This is a genomic window from Wolbachia endosymbiont (group A) of Nomada flava (assembly GCF_964027055.1).
GTDB classification, from domain to species: Bacteria; Pseudomonadota; Alphaproteobacteria; order Rickettsiales; family Anaplasmataceae; genus Wolbachia; species Wolbachia pipientis.
In genome coordinates this window covers 600736-617884 of record NZ_OZ034725.1, presented here as the reverse complement: position 1 = coordinate 617884, position 17149 = coordinate 600736, and the positions used below count along the sequence as shown (strand labels likewise).

Here is a 17149-nt window from a genome sequence, read left to right as displayed (position 1 = left end):
AGTACTTAACTTATTATAGATATTACTTGGCTATTTTTCCAACTTCTGTTCAAATGTCGATGTTCGTGCCATGTTAGTACACCTGGGTAAAACACTAAAATGTAATTTTCTAACTCCTGTATTGCATCCTTTTGCTTTGAATCCAATTCGTTTTCAAAATGAATGTAGTGTTCTGCTACGCTAAATCTTATTATTTTGGGGGTAGAGAAATTCTTTACTTGATAGTGGTGAACGGCAAAAAATCTTTCTAAAATTGGCTTGTATTTTAAATTCCACAGTTCTTCAGATAGTTTGCTACTTCCCAATACAAATTTATTTCCTCTTTCTTCTACGCTACTAACTGGAAAGCACGCATTTATGTCTCCTAAATCCCAACTATCCGATAATATAACTTGCGCTTTCGCAAACTTAATTGCCGGTAATAAGCTCTGTGGTAGCGGATATAGCGCTTTGAAGTTATACCACACATGATTTCTTTCATAAATACCGTTATAATTCTTTGTGTGAGGTTCGGTTTCTCCAAGTATTGCTACATCTAGCCTATACAGATCATTACTTAATGCTTGCTCATAATGAACACGAAAAGTACTAAACTTAAAACTTGGATTTAAGATTTTTAGCTCAAATGCGTTCTTCCGACCAAATGACAGTACTGGTCCATCTTTTTCTATTTTTACCCCTGAATAGTCAGAAAGAAGATCTCCAAATAAACTCTCATCCAATATAAATCTCTGCGCATTATAATAATCGTTAAAAATCCTCATTAGCCTCGATCTTGCTGGCAATGATAGTTTTGCTAGTTCTACTACTGCATCTACGAAGAAGTCATTCGGTACATCTCTTATCCCTACCTGCAACTCAAAAAAGTGTTTACCGGGTGGCTCTTCAATGATCGTAATATCTTCTATATTTGCCCATTTTAATGCTATTTTAAGTGATTCTGGTGTGCCACGCAGTCTTTGAAATTTTATCCCTTCTTTTATCGCCTTTCTTTTGTCTGTTACCCAATGCAGAATCTCTTCTAGACCATATTCCTCTACTATCCATGGTAATATCTTTTCTTCTAGGCTGAATTTAAACCCTCTTATGCAACCAGGATCGACTTTATAATCTATTGCATCAACCAGCGCTTTTTCTTGTTTTGTTGCGTTTGGCGGTAATAGCATTAATTCAACTCAACATTTAAACTTCTTAAGGCAGCACACTCATTCCCCAGTACCATAACATCTTCTCTTGGCTCGATTAATTCCACGTTTTCCACTCCTTCTATAAATAGATTTGCTATAATCCACGCCCTTGTTACACTCCATCCCAATCTTTTCGTTGTTTCAAATTTTTCTATAAATCTCTTCTTCACTGTTTCAACAATATCTGGTCTTTTAATGCTAATTCTGCTGTGGATATTTATTTCAATAATATTGCAACCAACTACTGTTATCGTATCTGTCAATACCCTTATATCATCCCTGGTGACTCGCTTTCTTACAATATCAAGTAGTTCTTCAGACGCTATGCTATTTGTGGATAACTCCGTGGATAAAATCGAAATCTCTACACTCCCTGGCACTTTTGATTCAACCAGCGCGTCCTTTACTCTTCTATCTGCTGAGAGTGCATGAAACCTATAATGCTCTTTACTTCCTCCTGTGCTTGAGCCAACTATTCTTGCCTTGATCCTTTTTCTAAAATGTTCATCCTTTTCCCCGTTCTCCCTTTCCACTCCGTAAAATTCAGCTAAATTATCAAGATCATTTCCCGTCGCAAACTTAAGTAAATTACTTTTTACCGCTTCGTTTATTCTTTCTCTGAGCAAAAGTTCTCGCCATGCTGCGACTTCTAATACCTTCATCGCTGGGTCACTTTCTACTAATGCTGTAAAGCTTGCATCACGCTTCACTAACTCTTCTTTCATCCGAGAAAAAATCTCTTCAAAGTTCAGTGGTTCAATAATATTTGGCTGCTCCATCTTTATACCACAACCCCGTCAAAGCGAATATTTTTTCCACTTGGCAAGTACAATCCTTCTAAATCAAGCGTTACTTTCCCTTCTTTTACTTCTGTGATTTTTACTTTTTCTAACTTGAATCTTTTTTCCCATTTTTCTAGTGCTTCTGCTGTTGCCGCATAAATTTCTAACGTAAAATCACGATTTACTGGCTTATCTACTAATTCAAGTAACCTCGATCCATATTTCCTGCGCATAACTCTACTAGCAACCGGAGTGGTCAAAATATTAATTATTAGATTGTTTCAGATGATCTAAACCTTCCAGTTCCTTCCCACTAGTAGCACTCATACCACGCATCTTTTTTACCCTGCAAATACATTTTTGCTATCACCCATCACATGAAAACCACACGATACCAAGTCACCTGTGATGGGAAGTTAAAAGAGCTCCTAAACGCTGCAAGATCGCACTTGAATGAGATAAACAGCAATAAGGAAAATTCAATATCGGCAATAACTGGAGCAAAGACAGAGTCTGTAAATGAAATCAATACGCTAAAAACTAAAACCTTGGATACTTTAAAAGCGTCATCAGATTCATACGTATCGCTACTTGACACGAGAAAAGATGCGAATATTGCGGCAATAAACAGTATTAGCAACAATCATAAAGATGGTCTTAAAGGTTTAGTAGAAGATTTTCGTGGTGTGAATGATGTGCCAGATGGTTCATCAATTATGAAGGAGATGAGAACTAGGGAAGATAAACTAAATACACTGACAACTAAATTCAACTCCATCAATGATGTGCCTAGCAGTTCATCAATTATGAAAGAAGTGAAAAAGAGAAATATGGTTGAACCAGGGTCATTACCTTTCTTATTTGGTGTGCTCAGTAGAAAAAATAATTACTATGGTGACGGAGCTTTCACAACTGAATTAGGTCAATGGAGCGGTGATATAACAAAAACCGATTACATGTTGCAATTACTTGCGGGTAGCCATACATACGATACAAGTTACGTTAGTTTTTATCGGCCAAGACAATTGTGTTTTGTAGAGGGAAATAAAGGAACATTTATTTACGGAGAGTTATATACAAGAAGTTTCCCTGGTAGTCGTCGGATATACGCATATCCCTATGCTGCACTTGGAGTAATGTTTGTAAAGAACACCACAAATAGTAACATAACAAGAACATTAAACTTTGTTGGTACATCGTATTGGAGTTCAGGATATGAAGGAGCAGGAGCATTTGTAGGAACGCCTGATAATACCAATTATAATAAATCAAGAGTTTCAGGAATAACATGGAAAAATGTTTACCAATACACGAGTTCAACTAGCGCATTTGCTGGATCTGGCAATGTAGAAATTCCAGCAGGAAAAACTGTTGCAGTGTTACTTTATACATCATCTTATCTATATTCCAACGCAAAAGTTAGTGAAGGTATGCTTTCAGGTGATGTATATATCTATGGTCAGTTTATACAGTGGGGGATTTATAACATACGTAACAACTTTTTAACTGCAGGGCTTGAAGTTGATGTAGAGAGGACACTAAGGGCTTGGCAATGTCCAGGATTAGATGCCACCCACAAAATCTGGAATTGATACCAGAAAACGGAGAAAACCAATGCCAATTTATATTCATTTTGAAAATAACAAACAAGTAGAAACAACAACGCTTGAAAGTAAGCCAACAGGGAATGATTGGTATGAAGCACCAAAGAGTTTTGACTGGCAAAAGAGTTATCGGTTAACAGAAGGAGGGAAAATTGTTGAACGGAGTAAAGAGGATATTGAGCTGGAATTACTGGAAACTGCGAAACTTTCTGCACTTGATAGTGTGCGTTTTTATTATAATAACTATACTCACCAATACGCAGGAGCTTCTCATCAGAAGCTTAAGTCGTACGAAATACAAGCGAAAGCCGCAGAGAACATTTTAGCAGCACCAGAATCCATAGATGAAAAAGATGCAGAAATCGTAGAACCTTTAGCAAAAGTCCGTGATATCCCGGTTATTGAAATGGCAAGAATAATTCAGGAAAAAGCCAAAAAAGCAGTAAAAGCAATAATCAAATGTGAAGAGCTTGAAGATTTAGCCAAGAAGAAAATCAAGGAAATCAAAGATAAAGAAGAGTTGCAGAATTGTCTCAACGATTTTAAACAAAAAATGCAAAAGGTTTTAGAAAGCTAAAAAAGAAACCTTTTCTCTATCCACTTTCCGAAATTCAACATTACAAGGAGAAAAATGACAGAACAGTTTTTACATGGGGTAAATGTTATTGAGATTACCTCTGGTGCAAGAACAGTACGCACAGCTAAATCATCGGTAATTGGCGTAATTGGTACTGCACCTGATGCTGACGAGCAAAAATTTCCATTGAATAAACCAGTATTAATCGCAGGAAGCTTAAAAGAGGCAGCAAAGCTTGGGAAAAGTGGAACGCTACCTTCTGCAGTAAATGGAATATTTTCCCAGGTTGGTGCAACAGTAGTAGTTATTCGAGTTAAAGATGCTGATCAAGAAGAAGAAACGTTAAAAAACATCATTGGAGGAGTTGATGAAGAAACTGGGGAATATGAGGGCATTCAAGCATTCCTCAGCAGTGAAAGTATAGTTCATGTTGCCCCAAGAATACTAATTGCTCCTCAGTTTACTCATCAATTACCTGAAAATGCTGCAGTGGTTAGCGCTTTAATTCCTATAGCAGAAAAGCTAAGAGCAATAATAGTAGCAGATGGTCCAAATACCAATGATGAAGAAGCAATAAGATGGAGAAAAAGTGTAGGCAGTAGCAGAGTTTACGTCGTTGATCCTTGGGTTAGAGTGTTTGAAGGAGAGGAAAAACCGCCAAGTCCATTTGTAGCCGGTTTAATAGCCAAAGTAGATAGTGAACAAGGCTTTTGGCATTCGCCCTCAAATAAAGAGATAAACGGTATTGTTGGGACAAGTAGAGCTATTGATTTTACGCTCGGTGATGCAAGTTGTAGAGCAAATTACTTAAATGAAAATGAAGTAACAACGATAATTCATCAAAATGGCTACAGACTATGGGGAAACAGGACATGTTCAAACGATCCAAAATGGGCTTTTTTGTCAATAAGGAGAACAGCGGATCTAATCAATGATAGTCTACTGCGAGCTCACTTATGGGCAGTTGATCGAAACATTACCAAAACTTATATAGATGAAGTGATAGAGAGTGTTAATTCCTACCTAGCAAGTTTAAAAGCACAAGGAGCGATTATTAGCGGAAGATGTTATGAAACTCCAGAGCTCAATACACAGGCAAATATTGCAAGTGGCAAAGTGTATTTTGACTTTGAGTTTACACCACCATATCCGGGTGAACAGATTACTTTCAGATCACACTTGATCAATGGTGAAATACTGTAAGGGGAGAAAAAGAAAATGTTACCGAAGATTTTAAAGAATTTTAACGTATTCGTAGATGGTAGGGGTTACGCAGGAAAAATAGATGAAGTAACCTTGCCAAAACTTACCATAAAAACAGAAGAATATCGTGCAGGTGGTATGGATATTCCAATAAATATTGATATGGGGATGGAGAAACTTGAAGCTGATTTTACTTTTGCAGAATATGATTCAGAACTTTTTAGGCTGTTTGGCCTCATAGATGGAAATTCGGTTTCTCTGACGCTAAAGGGTGGATTACAAGGCAGTGGAAGCAATGATATTGAAGGAGTAATTATCAACCTTAGGGGAATATTTAAAGAGTTTGATTTTGGCAGTTGGAAACCTGCTGAGAAAGCAACACTGAAGTGTACCGTAGCTGCGCATTATTACAAACTTACTATAGGTAGCAATGAATTAATAGAGATCGATGCTGAGAATATGATTCGCAAGATTAATGGTGTTGATCAGATGGCCTTGCTACAAACGATTTTAGGGATTTGATGTAGTTGACAAAGTCACATAAAAATGTTAAAATGTAATAAGTTGTAGGTATATGGCTGCTATGGATTCTAAAGCTCATGTAAATTCTGAAGATCAGTTGACTAGTTTACTCACTAGTGTAGCTCAATCTCAAAACAAATCCGTTTTAAAACTATTAGCTGAGTTAATGGAAGAAGAAATTGAAGATATGGAATTATCTAAGATTGCTGACGAACGCTACAAAGAAAAGAGGGTTAAACATCAAGATGCCTTCTGGGTATAATATAGAATATTCAGAATCTGTTATAAAGAAAGACATTCCGGCTCTTCCAGCAAAAGTAAAGTTAATGATTAAAAAGGCAATAATGGAGCGTCTAACAGTTGATCCAATTGGACTTGGAAAGCCATTAAAGCATAACTTAAGTGGACAACGTAGTCTACGGGTGAGTACCTATCGTATACTTTATTATGTAGATGTACCAGAACATACAGTAGTTATTACTTCAATTGAACACAGAAAAGATTCTTATCAAAGCTAATCCTGTTTATAGCACCATAATCATAATAAAAAAATTAGTTAAATAAAAGCCGATATAGACTTTTATTTAATTAACTTTTAGGGAGGAAAAATATGAAAACAGTAAAACTTGATAACCCAATAACAGTAGAAGGAATTGAGGTTTCGGAATTAACTTTTAGACCTGTCAAAGTAAGAGACTGCCTTGCAATGGAACGTGCCGGTAGTAGTGATTTTGAAAAAGAAGTTGGATTAATAGCAAATCTAGCATCTGTAACAAAAGAAACAATTTGGGAGTTATATTTTGCAGACTACATGAAAATACAGGAAGCGTTGAAAGATTTTTTTCCATCGGTTACACAAAGGACTTAAGGCTAAATGTACTAATGCTCTGTTCCGTTATAGGTGGCGGAATTGAGCAGGTACTTGAGATGGAAATAAACGAATTTATTTTGTGGACCAAAGCTGCGGGAGAGTTTAAATGTCAACATTATCAGTAAAAATAGGTGCAATACTAGATGGTAGCTTTAATAGCGCAATGGCAGGAAGTAGTGCTCAACTTTCCCGTCTTGGGGGTACAATAAGGCAACTTGATACATCGATGAAATCGGTATCAAAATTTAAGGAATTAAAGCATGAAGCTCTAGCTGCTAAGGTATCTTTGAACAAATTGGAAAAGAAATTAGAGTCCTTGTCGGGAGCACCTTTAAAGGCTGCTTTTGATAAAGCAAAGGCGTCAGTAGCAAAGGCGAAAGAAGCTTATTTACAGAAAAAAGACGAAACTTCAAAGGCTGCTCTTGACAAAGCTAGGAAGTTAGCGACAGAGGCAAAAAAAGCTTATTCACAACATAAGAAAGACAAAACTTTAAAAGCTGAGTTTGATAAAGCTAGGGCAGAAGTAAAGAAGGAAAAAGCAGCATACTTACAAAAGAGAAATACTCTACATGCATTCAGTGAAGAAGTAAGAAAAAGTGGAAAGAACGTTCAGTCCTTGATAAGGGATCAACATAAACTTGGTGCTTCTGCAGACAGGCTGAGAGGTCAATACAGTAAGTTGAGTACCGCCATCAAGGATCGGGACATGTTTTTGGGGAGAAAAGCGTACTTTAGATCACAAATGTTGGAGACGGCTGGGCTTGCATTAACGCTTGCAGCGCCAATTAAAGTTGCGATTGACTTTGAAAGTGCTATGGCTGATGTTAAGAAGGTAGTGAAATTTGCTGAGGATGATGCAGCTTATAACCAAGGAGCCGCAGAATTTGGCCAGAAATTAAAGGAATTATCCCGTACGATACCACTATCGGCTGCTGAGTTAGCACAAATAGCTGCAAGTGGTGGACAACTTGGTGTTAAAAAAGATGATCTGATTAAGTTTACGACAACAGTGGCTAAAATGTCCACAGCATTTGATATGTCTGCAGAACAGGCAGGTGATTCTATAGCTAAACTTGCCAATGTTTATGGAATTGATGTAGACAGGATGGAATGGGTGGGTGACATTATAAATCACTTATCAGACAAGACTGCTGCTAAAGCAAAGGATATGGTTCAAGTGTTAGCTATAGTTGGTGGTACTGCAAAACAGTTTGGCTTTGGTATTAAGGAGACAAGTAGTTTAGTAAATGCCTTCATTAGTTTAGGTAAACAACCAGCAAAAGCTGCTACTGCAATAAATGCTCTACTTAGTAAACTTCAAACCGCTGAGGGACAGAGCAAAGAGTTTAAAGCAGCATTGGAAGATATGGGAATCACTGCAGAAGAGATGACACAAAGGATTAGCGAAAACGGCCAAGATGCACTACTTTATTTTTTTGAAACTCTGGAGAAGGTAGATAAACAGGAACGTTCGCAAATCCTTCTCAAGCTATTTGGTCAGGAATATCAGGATGATATTGCATTGCTAGTTGGAAGCCTAAAAAATTTTAAAGAGGCTATAGCTTATGTAGCTGACGAGAAAAAATTTGAAAAGTCCATGCAAGAAGAGTTTAACAATCGTACAGCAACTACAGCAAATAATTTGAGACTACTTAGAAATGCGATAGCAGAGGTAGGAATGAACCTGGGCTCAGTAATGCTACCTCCTTTAAAGTGGGTAAGTGGTCTTTTAAGAGAGATAACTAACCCCATAGCTCGGTTTGCAGAAAAGTTTCCAGTTATTACTACAGGAATAATGAGTACCATAGCAGCACTAATAGGTCTTAAAGTTCTAGTAGTAAGTGGTGGTTATGCATGGAATTTAGTTAGAGGTGGAATGCTCGCTTTCTCGGTTGTTTTGCATGGGGTACTGAAGCCTGCACTAATATCATTAGTGACATATGCTATTCCAGCGGTAATTACTGGACTGAGTGTTTTAAAAGCTACAACTTTGAGCTTAGCAACAAAAGCTTTTCCTCTACTATCATCAGCTCTACCTGCAGTAGCAGCAGGAGTGAGATTTTTGACAGCAGCAATTGTGAGCAACCCTATAGGGGCTATTATTGCCTTACTTGCATCTGGTGCGATACTTGTTATATCTAACTGGCAAAAGGTAAAGAACTTTTTCTCTAGCATCTGGGAGTACTTAAAATCAATAATAAAACCCATTGGAGAGATGTTTTCATGGCTGGGAAATACTGTCGGTAGTATATTTGGAAAAGTATTTGAAAACAGTCCGCTGAAAGAATTTGAAAAAAGAAAAAGTATTATTACTGAAATAAAAGCAGTCCATACTCCCCTTAAGAGCAGCATTCTCAGCAATGGAAATCCTTTGTTGAATAACAGTATAATTAAAGAAATATCTGAGAGAAGAAAGAATAATATAAAAGTCAAAAGCCTTATTGAGGAGAAAAAGTCCACAGAGAGCGATAATGATAAGATATTTGCAGACTTTGCAAGAAGTAAGTTTGAAAATAAAAAACAAAAAACTATGAATAAAACTCAGAACATCACTAATAATTACACTATCAGCATTAAAGCAGAGCCAAATCAAGATGTTCGTAGTCTTGCAGATGAAATAATAAAAAGAATAAGAGAAAAGTCACGAGATGTTATGTTTGATACGGTAGATCCCATTTACTGATGCTATCCCTTGGTCCATATAAAATTTCCCCAACGAGTTTAAAGTATAGCAAAGAGAAGCGTTGGAGTGTGGTTGAGTGCATTGGCAAGCAATTACTACAGAATATTGGCCAAGGGGCAGAAAATATAGATTTAGAAGGAACAATTTATCTTCATAATCTGAGTGAATTAAAGAATATGAAAGAAGCAGAAGCAAATCAAATACCCCGCACTTTAGTTGATGGCATGGGAAATGTTTTAGATACCGTCTTGTAAGTCAACGAGAAAAATATAAAAATGTTATCTTTTGGTCCATATAAGTTTGTTCCAACAAGTTTAAAGTATAACAAAAAGAATCGCTGGAGCGTAATTGAATGTATTGATGTAATGCCGTCACTTCAAAACATAGGACAAGGAGTAGAAAATATAGAGCTAGAAATAACCATTTACCTTAATAGTCTTAAGGGGCTAAATCAACTAAAGAATATGAAAGAAGCTGAAAAAGATCAGATCCCACACACTTTAGTAGATAGTTTAGGTAATTTTTTAGGACAGTTTGTGATTACACAATTAGAGGAAAGACAGATATCTTTTTTTCCTGGTGGGCTGCCGAAAAAAGTTGAATTTAGTTTAAGTTTAAAGAGTTATAGTGGTACACATATTCACTAACCAACTACATTCAATTTTTGATTTTAAACTTCAGTCAACCTCCTAGTTCTATAGTTCTTGATATGATCTGGATCAAAGGCCTTTTTTGAACTTAAAACACCAAAAACTACATGAAGTAACTTACGCATTGCAGCTCCCACAATTGCCATATTATGCTTGCCTTTCTCTTTTAACCTCTCGCAATAAATCACAATAATAGGGTTGTGATTTTTAGCTACTATAGCGGGAAAATATATTGCCTTACGCAATGTTCGTGAACCTGATTTACTTAATCTGGGCTTGGCATATACAGATGATCCTGATGTTATATTTCGTGGTATAGTTCCAGCATATGCTGCCAATTGTCTGGCATTTATAAAAGCTTTTATGTCAGGAATTTCAGCTAAAATAGCTATTGCTGATTCCTCTCCTATTCCTGGAATAGTCAATAAGAGTTGAAAGTTTTCCAACAACTCTTTGTGCTGTTTTAATAGTTCACGTATGGAGTTTTTTATTGTTTCTATTGATTGTTCTATGTTCACTGCAAGGTTTTCCCAAGCATTTGCAACTTCTTCAGGCAGTCTCTCCTTCTTTTCTAAATGATTATTTACGAATGTTAATCCATCTTTTAATGCAGCTGAGCAACGATAAAGATGCTTTAATTTTTTCTTTTCAGAAGAAGGTGGTGTCCAGCGAGTTGGTTCCTGTCTTTGGCAATAATCTGCAATAATCTCTGCATCAATCTGGTCATTCTTTTGTCGTACAAGCTTACTCCTTGCATAAGACTTAATACAATAAGGATTTACAACACTAACAAAATGTCCAGCATTGTGTAGAAATTCAGCCAGAGCTTCACTATAACAACCAGTAGCTTCCATGCAGGCTTTTACTTGTTCTATATTATGTTTTTGTAGAAAGCTCAGCAGACCTTGAAACCCATGATCATCGTTCTTAAAGCTCCTTTTCCTAGTTTCACGTTTTCCTTTTTTACTTATAAATGAGAGAAAAATATCAAAGCGATCTTTTGATATGTCTATACCTAAAAAGTTGTTGATCATATATAACCTCATACGTTACCATTTAAAATGAAAAGTAAGGCTAACCTTGTGAATACAGAATTAGAACCATTTAGGTCTTTCTACGATACCGTCCAGCCTCTACTTTTGAGAAGGGAGCTCTTTTCTAAAACACAGATTTTGTATCTAGGGCAATTTACAAAGTTCTTCCCTTCTCCATCTAATGCATAAGCTTAAAACATTAGATGCTTTTGACAAGATACAAGGACAATTTGTAATTACTCGTTTTGAAGAAAAGCGAACGTCATCTTTCCCTTGCGGGTTACCAAAGAAAGTTGAATTTAATTTAAGTTTGAAGCTTTATTCATGACTATATATTATTCGACAAAAGCAAATGATATATTGGACTATATTTGCTGGAAGCACTATGGATTTACTTCAGGAGCAGTAGAAATAGTATTAGAAGAAAACCCTGGACTTGCAGAACATGGGAGCTTTTTGCCTGCAGGGTTGAAAATTAAGTTGCCTGTAATTGAGAAACCTTTACAAAAATCCACTTTAAAGATTTGGGGATAAAATGCAGCCAGAGTTTGTCATTGAAGGGTATGAATTAACAGAAGATCGCTTAGTGTCAATGCATATTACTGATGAATCAGGGACTATAGAAGATGTAGCTGAAATATGCGTTGATTACAGGGATGATAACATAAAGGTTCCAAAAGAGCTGAAAATTGCTTTGGGATATAGAGAAACAGGAGTACTACCCGTAGGTGTATATACAGTCAATGAAATTACGGTACAGAGTCCACCACAAATCTTAACAATCAAAGCTCACGCGACAAACTTGATGATATCGCTAAAGGAAAAAGTATCTAGGGCATGGGACCAGATTACACTTGGTGATTTAGTCAAAGAAATAGCAAATAAGCATGGATATGGGTACAAAGTTGCTGAAGAATTTAAAGATATATTGATGCCACACATTGATCAGACTGAAGAAAGTGATATAAATTTGTTAACTAGAATAGCCATAGAGCGAGAAGCAATGGCAAAATTAGCAGGAGGATATATATTATTTATTCCCAAAGGTGCAGCAAAATCAGCAACAGGAAAAGCTTTAGGAACAACGACTATTAGACCTCAAGATACAATCAATTGGAAAGTGCATTTTACTGTACGTGATAAATATAATTCAGTGATAGCAAAATGGCATAGCTATGAGAAGGGAGAACCAATATCAGAAACAGTAGGCAGCGGTGAACCAAGTTACCCTATACAAACAATTTACCCAAATGCAGAATCAGCATTAAGTGCAGCAAATGCCAAATTTAAACAACTACAGCGTAATAATGAGACTTTAGAAATGACAATACCAGGTAATCCAAAGTTATTTGCAGAGGCAAAACTTAATCTTGTAGGGTTCAATCAAGATATAGATGGTGAATGGGTAATTGATAGAGCAGAGCATACTTTAAATAGTTCGGGATATCGTACTGCATTATCAGCATCTTTGAGTAAGTGAAATCCATGTTAAAAGAAAATAAGTAAATTGCTGATTTAATGTGGAAAAAAATGCTGAACATGAGCAAGAAACAAGCTACACTGTGGTTTATAGTGGTAATAGTATGTGTTGTCATTACGTATTACTATCAAAAATCTAAGGCTGCTGAGAATTATCAGAAAATGTTAGAAGTAGCAGCTAAGAACTGTGACTTAGAAACTGTGAAATCATTAGTAAAAAAAAGTAGAGATGATTCAAATATTAGTAAAAAGGCATTATATTATGCGGCAGAGAAAGGATGCTTAGAAGTTGTCAAATTTCTGTTAGATGAAGGAGTAGATATAAATACTAGTTTAGCACTACTTGGTGCCGCTGACGGTGGTCAATTGGAGGTTGTAAAACTTTTGCTGGAGAGAGGAGCTGACCCTCATGTTAGAGGCTGGAAAGGAACAACTCCAAAAACTATAGCAATGAAGAGGTCATCTTATTATAGCAGTGAGCCTTACAGAGAAATTATAGATTTACTTGTTGAGGCAGAAAAAAGTTATAAAGCAGAAAAGTAACGACTAATTCATTTCTACAGTTTGAAACAAAAGCTTTCATAATAAATTAAATCATTATGCAAAACCAAAAAATCCCATTAGCAGTAATTGTAACGATGATAATACAGACGGTAGCAACAATTTGGTGGCTCGCTAAGCTAGATTTACGGGTTCATATTCATGATAAATTTATAGAGCAGAACAACGGATTGACCGTTACGGTATATCGTCTGGAAGAGCGGGTAAAAAATCTTTCTGAGGAACTTGATGAGTTTAAATTACAAGTTTTAAGCGGGAAAATTAAATCTTAACATCTTTATCGAAATTTTCATTTCACAATGACTAAATATATCTTGTCCGTTGACGGCGGAGGCATAAGAGGCATCATACCAGCCATAATACTAGCAGAAATAGAAAAGAGAGCAAGAAGACCGATAGCTGAAATCTTTGATCTGATGGCAGGCACTTCAACCGGTGGCATTGTTGTTGCTGGATTGTGTAAGAAAGATGAACGGGGAAATCCTCAATACTCTGCAAATGATTTAGTTGAGCTTTACCAGGAGTATGGAGCATATATTTTCAAGTCTTCATTTTTTAGGCGATCAATATTATCTTGGTTTAACTGTGCACAATACCCATACGAAAACATCGAGTTGATATTGGACAAGTATTTTAGTGATGATACTCTACAAAACACTTTAAGTAATTTGCTAATCACAAGTTATGATATTCATAACAACTGTCCATTTTTCTTCAAAAGCTGGAGAGAAGACAGAAATTTTGTCAGACTAAAAGACGCACTCAGAGCCACAACAGCAGCCCCAACATACTTTGCACCTAAGTATTTAGAAGTTAAGCAAGAGAAAAGAGTGTTAGTAGATGGAGGTGTTTTTGCCAATAACCCAGCAGCATATGCGTACGCAAATAGCAAAAAACTTTTCCCTAATGAAGAAATCGTTCTGGTGTCAATTGGCACAGATCGGCTATCTAATCGAATCAAGTACAGAAAATTAGGAAAAATAGCCTGGATAAAGCCTCTATTAAATGTGATGTTTGCATCGAGCCTTGATGTAGTGAATTATCAACTAGGTAATGTAATGGACGACAGATACATCAGGATACAATCACAACTGACAATAGCGTCGGCTGAGATGGATAATATTACATCAAAAAATATTAAATGTCTGCAGCAGGAGGCAAATGCAATGATAGAAGGTAATCAAAAAGTAATCGATAAATTTTGCGATATCGTATCTTAATTTACATAAAAATGCCAAGCAAACTAAAGAAATTATACCACAAAGCAAAGAAAGGTTTAAAAAACATAGTTTCGCCCAAAAAGCATACTAAGGGGCAAGAAGCTAAAATTTCAAACGATAAGCCAAAACCGCTACATGAGCAACCTCTAAAGTTGATGGCACTAGAGCAGAAGACCTCTAAAGTAAAAAAAGATAAAAAAGGAATAAAAGAAAAAATAAAAAGCTTCAAAACGAAACCCGTAGAGAAAGAGCTGAAAAAGGGCAACGTGTTCAAAAAAGGCTTCAAAAAGCTAAAAGGGAAAATAAAAAAATTAAACCCAATAAAGGTTAAGAAAAATAAGATAATCGGGAGCAAGAAGTTAGCATTTTTACTGACATCTGGCACGATTGTGGCAATTTTGCCGATGTTCAATTTAGCTCCTCTTCCAGCATTAGCCATAACTTCGGCATGTGTTTTCAGTATTAACTTCATCGCAGTCAAAACATTGAAGAAATTTATCAAACAACGCAAATTAGCAGCAGAATCTAAAGAAGAGTCAACTCTAGCTGAACCAAACAAGCCGGAAGAAGAAATTCAAGATGTATCGATTCAGCAAGTAGCGGAAAATTCTAAACAAAATTCCAGAGAATAGCTTAGTTTTGTGCCATTTATTACAAATATAAACTAGTTTTAGTATATGCCAAATCCTTAGTTGTTCAGGTGCACAAAATTCCTTATACCTTTGTGTTCAAACAAGTTTCTCCCTTTTTATTTTTAATATTTGGATCTGCTCCTGCTTCTATAAGGAGCTTCTCCAGTGAAGTGTGGCGCATACGATTAACTGTATGTAAGGCAGTATCACCATTATAATTAGGAATATTCACATCTGCTCCTGCTTCTATTAAAGTTTTCATTGTTATAATACCACGACTGTTACCAATACAAAGTACAGCTATATGTAATGGGGTGTAATTATCTCTGCCACGAGCATTTAGATTTGCTCCATTTTTTATCAAGTATTTAAGTATTTCTATTTCAAGGCTATCTCGTGAAACAGGAGGAGACGCAGCTACATGTAAAGGAGTGTCACGACTATAATCAGGAGCATTCACATCCGCTCTCTTTTTTATTAAATATTTCACCATCTCAAGATTACCATGTGCAACAGCCGTATGTAAGGGAGTACGACCATTTATATCTCTTGCGTGAAGATCCCACTTCCATTTTTCTATAAAAATTTTCATTGTAGTAAGATGATTTTTCTCAGCAGAAGCATGTATCATAATCATTGCTTCTCCCTCAAATTCTTCTTCACTAGCCATATTATTTAGCCCTTATATATTTTAGAAGTTATAACAGAAAAAAAATTGTTATGTCAAATCATGAGTTAGCTCTAGGAAGATATTCTATAAACGTTGGATATATTTTCCTTGCTAACTTCTAATGCAGACATATTTTCAGTGTAGCAAATAAAGAAAAGGAGATGGTATGAATAGTTATTGCTTGGTTGGAAGCATGAGAAGATAATACCTTCTCAGAGTGGATAGGTGGCAGATTGAAAATTTTTGTGGGGCCCTTTCTGCTTTTTGCAGTATAGGAAAAAGACCTCGTAAAGGAGATTAATCGCCCCTGCCACCGAAAACCATCGTGCGGCCCATAAAATTTGGTGACCGCGTATAGGAGAATGGACCAACCGGTAATATTCTACTCTGATATTTTATAATATTCAATAAGAGGGAAAATTTATGCGTTATATAGGTGTTGATTTACATACTAATAGTTTTACTGCTTGCTACTTAGAACAGGGAAAACCAGAGTATATTAAAACATTTCGCTTGCAGGATTTAGGTGGTTTCATTAAAAGTCTTCAAGAAACAGATGAAGTAGCCTTAGAGGCAACAGGTAATAGCTGTTTCTTTTATGATGAATTATCACCTTACGTTAAGCGCGTTGTAATGATTGCTCCTTTGCAATTTGAAGTTATTCGTCGTTCTGTAAACAAAACAGACAAGCACGATGCGAGAGCTATTGCTTTTTTTCTAAGTAAAGATATGTTGCCTGAAGCAAAATGCAAAAGCAAACAATGCCAGCAGTTAGCTTCTATTCTTAAAACAAGAGATAAGTTAGTAAAATCGCGGGTATCTTTAATCAACAAAATGCATGGACTTTTTAATTACCATGGAATAAAGATTAAAAAGGAGGTACTCACAACCAAATCTGGATTTGAACGTTCTCTTGGTAAACATGATTGGAGTTACTTGGAAAGGGTTGAGATTGAAGTGATTAGCAGTAATCTGGAAGTCATTCGAGAAAGTCTCAAAAAACTTGAAAAGGAAATTATAGCTTTTGCTAAGCAGCTTCCTGGGTTTAATAATCTCATCAGCATTAAAGGCATTGGTGCAATTTCTGCAGCTATCTTCGTTGCAACAATTGGTGATATTAATGATTTTAGTAACCCAGAAAAACTCACTGCTTATTTTGGAGTTGTACCGCGAGTTTCTCAATCCAATCAACAGTGCACAATTGGAAGAATTACCAAACATGGATCAAAAATAGGACGTACTTCTTTAGTACAGTGTACTTGGATTGCTATACGTTATAGTCCTTACCTGAAAAGTTTTTACGAGCATGTGAAAAAGAAGCGTGGTTCTGCTAAGGCTATTATTGCAACTGCTAGGAAGTTTCTCACAACTATCTTTTATACTCTTAAAAACAACTGGGTTTTTAAAGATTTTACAAAATTTGAATTTTTTACTGGACAGCAATCATAGGAGCAAATAAAGAAAAGGAAATAAA

The 17149-nt window shown here is 36.1% G+C and carries 21 protein-coding genes and 1 pseudogene; 17 read left to right on the top strand and 5 right to left on the bottom strand.

Features of this window, described 5'->3' with window-relative positions:
• Positions 1-5: 5 nt before the first annotated feature.
• From AAGD70_RS03260 to AAGD70_RS03250, 3 genes and pseudogenes are all read right to left on the bottom strand, one after another.
• Positions 6-1166 (bottom strand): phage tail protein, encoded by a 1161-nt coding sequence (locus AAGD70_RS03260; RefSeq protein WP_065094558.1) that lies wholly within the window; start codon positions 1164-1166, stop codon positions 6-8.
• Complete coding sequence (locus AAGD70_RS03255; protein ID WP_065094559.1) at positions 1166-1966, bottom strand: baseplate J/gp47 family protein; 801 nt, start codon at positions 1964-1966, stop codon at positions 1166-1168. The genes AAGD70_RS03260 and AAGD70_RS03255 overlap by 1 nt, the downstream gene beginning before the upstream one ends.
• A gap of 2 nt (positions 1967-1968) precedes the next feature.
• A pseudogene (locus tag AAGD70_RS03250) lies at positions 1969-2305 on the bottom strand (GPW/gp25 family protein).
• 41 nt (positions 2306-2346) lie between these two features.
• On the opposite strand from AAGD70_RS03250, the gene AAGD70_RS03245 reads away from it, so the two are divergent.
• The 10 genes from AAGD70_RS03245 (at position 2347) to AAGD70_RS03200 (ending at position 10076) form a co-directional block, all read left to right on the top strand.
• Positions 2347-3561: a hypothetical protein gene (locus AAGD70_RS03245; RefSeq protein WP_245611062.1), complete on the top strand. Its 1215-nt coding sequence runs from the start codon at positions 2347-2349 to the stop codon at positions 3559-3561.
• A gap of 22 nt (positions 3562-3583) precedes the next feature.
• Complete coding sequence (locus AAGD70_RS03240; RefSeq protein ID WP_065094566.1) at positions 3584-4150, top strand: hypothetical protein; 567 nt, start codon at positions 3584-3586, stop codon at positions 4148-4150.
• A 54-nt stretch (positions 4151-4204) separates the two neighbouring features.
• Entirely contained in the window at positions 4205-5353 is a 1149-nt protein-coding gene (locus tag AAGD70_RS03235) for a phage tail sheath subtilisin-like domain-containing protein (RefSeq protein WP_065094560.1), read from the top strand.
• A 15-nt stretch (positions 5354-5368) separates the two neighbouring features.
• Entirely contained in the window at positions 5369-5875 is a 507-nt protein-coding gene (locus AAGD70_RS03230; RefSeq protein WP_065094561.1) for a phage major tail tube protein, read from the top strand.
• Between the two features lie 52 nt (positions 5876-5927).
• Positions 5928-6137, top strand: coding sequence for a hypothetical protein (locus AAGD70_RS03225; protein ID WP_245611063.1), 210 nt, complete (start codon positions 5928-5930; stop codon positions 6135-6137).
• Positions 6121-6393, top strand: coding sequence for a type II toxin-antitoxin system RelE family toxin (locus tag AAGD70_RS03220; protein ID WP_065094562.1), 273 nt, complete (start codon positions 6121-6123; stop codon positions 6391-6393). Before AAGD70_RS03225 ends, AAGD70_RS03220 begins: the two co-directional genes overlap by 17 nt.
• Positions 6394-6485: 92 nt before the next feature.
• Positions 6486-6743: a phage tail assembly protein gene (locus AAGD70_RS03215; protein ID WP_065094563.1), complete on the top strand. Its 258-nt coding sequence runs from the start codon at positions 6486-6488 to the stop codon at positions 6741-6743.
• Positions 6744-6852: 109 nt separating this feature from the next.
• Positions 6853-9429 carry a phage tail tape measure protein gene (locus AAGD70_RS03210; protein WP_065095308.1) on the top strand — a complete coding sequence of 859 codons (2577 nt, stop codon included), beginning with the start codon at positions 6853-6855 and terminating at the stop codon, positions 9427-9429.
• Positions 9429-9683, top strand: coding sequence for a phage tail protein (locus AAGD70_RS03205; protein ID WP_065094565.1), 255 nt, complete (start codon positions 9429-9431; stop codon positions 9681-9683). Before AAGD70_RS03210 ends, AAGD70_RS03205 begins: the two co-directional genes overlap by 1 nt.
• A 21-nt stretch (positions 9684-9704) precedes the next feature.
• The gene (locus AAGD70_RS03200) at positions 9705-10076 is read left to right on the top strand and encodes a phage tail protein (protein ID WP_065095214.1); all 372 of its coding nucleotides are present in this window, start codon (positions 9705-9707) and stop codon (positions 10074-10076) included.
• Positions 10077-10099: 23 nt separating this feature from the next.
• Here the strand turns inward: AAGD70_RS03200 and AAGD70_RS03195 are convergent, their stop codons facing one another.
• On the bottom strand, positions 10100-11113 hold the full coding sequence (locus tag AAGD70_RS03195; RefSeq protein ID WP_065095215.1) for an IS110 family transposase: 1014 nt from the start codon (positions 11111-11113) through the stop codon (positions 10100-10102).
• 324 nt (positions 11114-11437) lie between these two features.
• On the opposite strand from AAGD70_RS03195, the gene AAGD70_RS03190 reads away from it, so the two are divergent.
• From AAGD70_RS03190 to AAGD70_RS03165, 6 genes are read left to right on the top strand one after another with little or no spacing between them, the layout of a single operon-like run.
• Complete coding sequence (locus AAGD70_RS03190) at positions 11438-11647, top strand: tail protein X (protein ID WP_065094821.1); 210 nt, start codon at positions 11438-11440, stop codon at positions 11645-11647.
• 1 nt (position 11648) lies between these two features.
• Positions 11649-12593 (top strand): contractile injection system protein, VgrG/Pvc8 family, encoded by a 945-nt coding sequence (locus tag AAGD70_RS03185; RefSeq protein ID WP_065094822.1) that lies wholly within the window; start codon positions 11649-11651, stop codon positions 12591-12593.
• A 59-nt stretch (positions 12594-12652) separates the two neighbouring features.
• On the top strand, positions 12653-13135 hold the full coding sequence (locus tag AAGD70_RS03180) for an ankyrin repeat domain-containing protein (RefSeq protein ID WP_341814100.1): 483 nt from the start codon (positions 12653-12655) through the stop codon (positions 13133-13135).
• 56 nt (positions 13136-13191) lie between these two features.
• On the top strand, positions 13192-13425 hold the full coding sequence (locus AAGD70_RS03175) for a hypothetical protein (RefSeq protein ID WP_065094824.1): 234 nt from the start codon (positions 13192-13194) through the stop codon (positions 13423-13425).
• 27 nt (positions 13426-13452) lie between these two features.
• Positions 13453-14373, top strand: a complete 921-nt coding sequence (locus AAGD70_RS03170) for a patatin-like phospholipase family protein (RefSeq protein ID WP_065094825.1) — start codon at positions 13453-13455, stop codon at positions 14371-14373.
• Positions 14374-14384: 11 nt separating this feature from the next.
• A complete protein-coding gene (locus AAGD70_RS03165) occupies positions 14385-15005 on the top strand; it encodes a hypothetical protein (RefSeq protein WP_065094826.1) in 621 nt (206 codons plus the stop codon).
• Positions 15006-15087: 82 nt separating this feature from the next.
• On the opposite strand, the gene AAGD70_RS03160 is transcribed toward AAGD70_RS03165, so the two are convergent.
• Complete coding sequence (locus AAGD70_RS03160; protein ID WP_065094827.1) at positions 15088-15675, bottom strand: ankyrin repeat domain-containing protein; 588 nt, start codon at positions 15673-15675, stop codon at positions 15088-15090.
• A gap of 423 nt (positions 15676-16098) precedes the next feature.
• Here AAGD70_RS03160 and AAGD70_RS03155 point away from each other — a divergent pair, with 423 nt between their 5' ends.
• Entirely contained in the window at positions 16099-17124 is a 1026-nt protein-coding gene (locus AAGD70_RS03155; protein WP_065094828.1) for an IS110 family transposase, read from the top strand.
• Positions 17125-17149: the final 25 nt, after the last annotated feature.

Excerpts from the sequence above, each read along its gene's own strand:
- AAGD70_RS03260 (WP_065094558.1), bottom strand. The coding sequence starts at position 1,166 with ATGCTATTACCGCCAAACGCAACAAAACAAGAAAAAGCGCTGGTTGAT.
- AAGD70_RS03240 (WP_065094566.1), top strand. The coding sequence starts at position 3,584 with ATGCCAATTTATATTCATTTTGAAAATAACAAACAAGTAGAAACAACA.
- AAGD70_RS03180 (WP_341814100.1), top strand. The coding sequence starts at position 12,653 with ATGAGCAAGAAACAAGCTACACTGTGGTTTATAGTGGTAATAGTATGT.
- AAGD70_RS03195 (WP_065095215.1), bottom strand. The coding sequence starts at position 11,113 with ATGATCAACAACTTTTTAGGTATAGACATATCAAAAGATCGCTTTGAT.
- AAGD70_RS03155 (WP_065094828.1), top strand. The coding sequence starts at position 16,099 with ATGCGTTATATAGGTGTTGATTTACATACTAATAGTTTTACTGCTTGC.
- AAGD70_RS03255 (WP_065094559.1), bottom strand. The coding sequence starts at position 1,966 with ATGGAGCAGCCAAATATTATTGAACCACTGAACTTTGAAGAGATTTTT.
- AAGD70_RS03185 (WP_065094822.1), top strand. The coding sequence starts at position 11,649 with ATGCAGCCAGAGTTTGTCATTGAAGGGTATGAATTAACAGAAGATCGC.
- AAGD70_RS03165 (WP_065094826.1), top strand. The coding sequence starts at position 14,385 with ATGCCAAGCAAACTAAAGAAATTATACCACAAAGCAAAGAAAGGTTTA.
- AAGD70_RS03230 (WP_065094561.1), top strand. The coding sequence starts at position 5,369 with ATGTTACCGAAGATTTTAAAGAATTTTAACGTATTCGTAGATGGTAGG.
- AAGD70_RS03220 (WP_065094562.1), top strand. The coding sequence starts at position 6,121 with ATGCCTTCTGGGTATAATATAGAATATTCAGAATCTGTTATAAAGAAA.
- AAGD70_RS03245 (WP_245611062.1), top strand. The coding sequence starts at position 2,347 with ATGAAAACCACACGATACCAAGTCACCTGTGATGGGAAGTTAAAAGAG.
- AAGD70_RS03210 (WP_065095308.1), top strand. The coding sequence starts at position 6,853 with ATGTCAACATTATCAGTAAAAATAGGTGCAATACTAGATGGTAGCTTT.
- AAGD70_RS03170 (WP_065094825.1), top strand. The coding sequence starts at position 13,453 with ATGACTAAATATATCTTGTCCGTTGACGGCGGAGGCATAAGAGGCATC.
- AAGD70_RS03175 (WP_065094824.1), top strand. The coding sequence starts at position 13,192 with ATGCAAAACCAAAAAATCCCATTAGCAGTAATTGTAACGATGATAATA.
- AAGD70_RS03215 (WP_065094563.1), top strand. The coding sequence starts at position 6,486 with ATGAAAACAGTAAAACTTGATAACCCAATAACAGTAGAAGGAATTGAG.
- AAGD70_RS03160 (WP_065094827.1), bottom strand. The coding sequence starts at position 15,675 with ATGGCTAGTGAAGAAGAATTTGAGGGAGAAGCAATGATTATGATACAT.
- AAGD70_RS03190 (WP_065094821.1), top strand. The coding sequence starts at position 11,438 with ATGACTATATATTATTCGACAAAAGCAAATGATATATTGGACTATATT.
- AAGD70_RS03235 (WP_065094560.1), top strand. The coding sequence starts at position 4,205 with ATGACAGAACAGTTTTTACATGGGGTAAATGTTATTGAGATTACCTCT.
- AAGD70_RS03205 (WP_065094565.1), top strand. The coding sequence starts at position 9,429 with ATGCTATCCCTTGGTCCATATAAAATTTCCCCAACGAGTTTAAAGTAT.
- AAGD70_RS03200 (WP_065095214.1), top strand. The coding sequence starts at position 9,705 with ATGTTATCTTTTGGTCCATATAAGTTTGTTCCAACAAGTTTAAAGTAT.
- AAGD70_RS03225 (WP_245611063.1), top strand. The coding sequence starts at position 5,928 with ATGGCTGCTATGGATTCTAAAGCTCATGTAAATTCTGAAGATCAGTTG.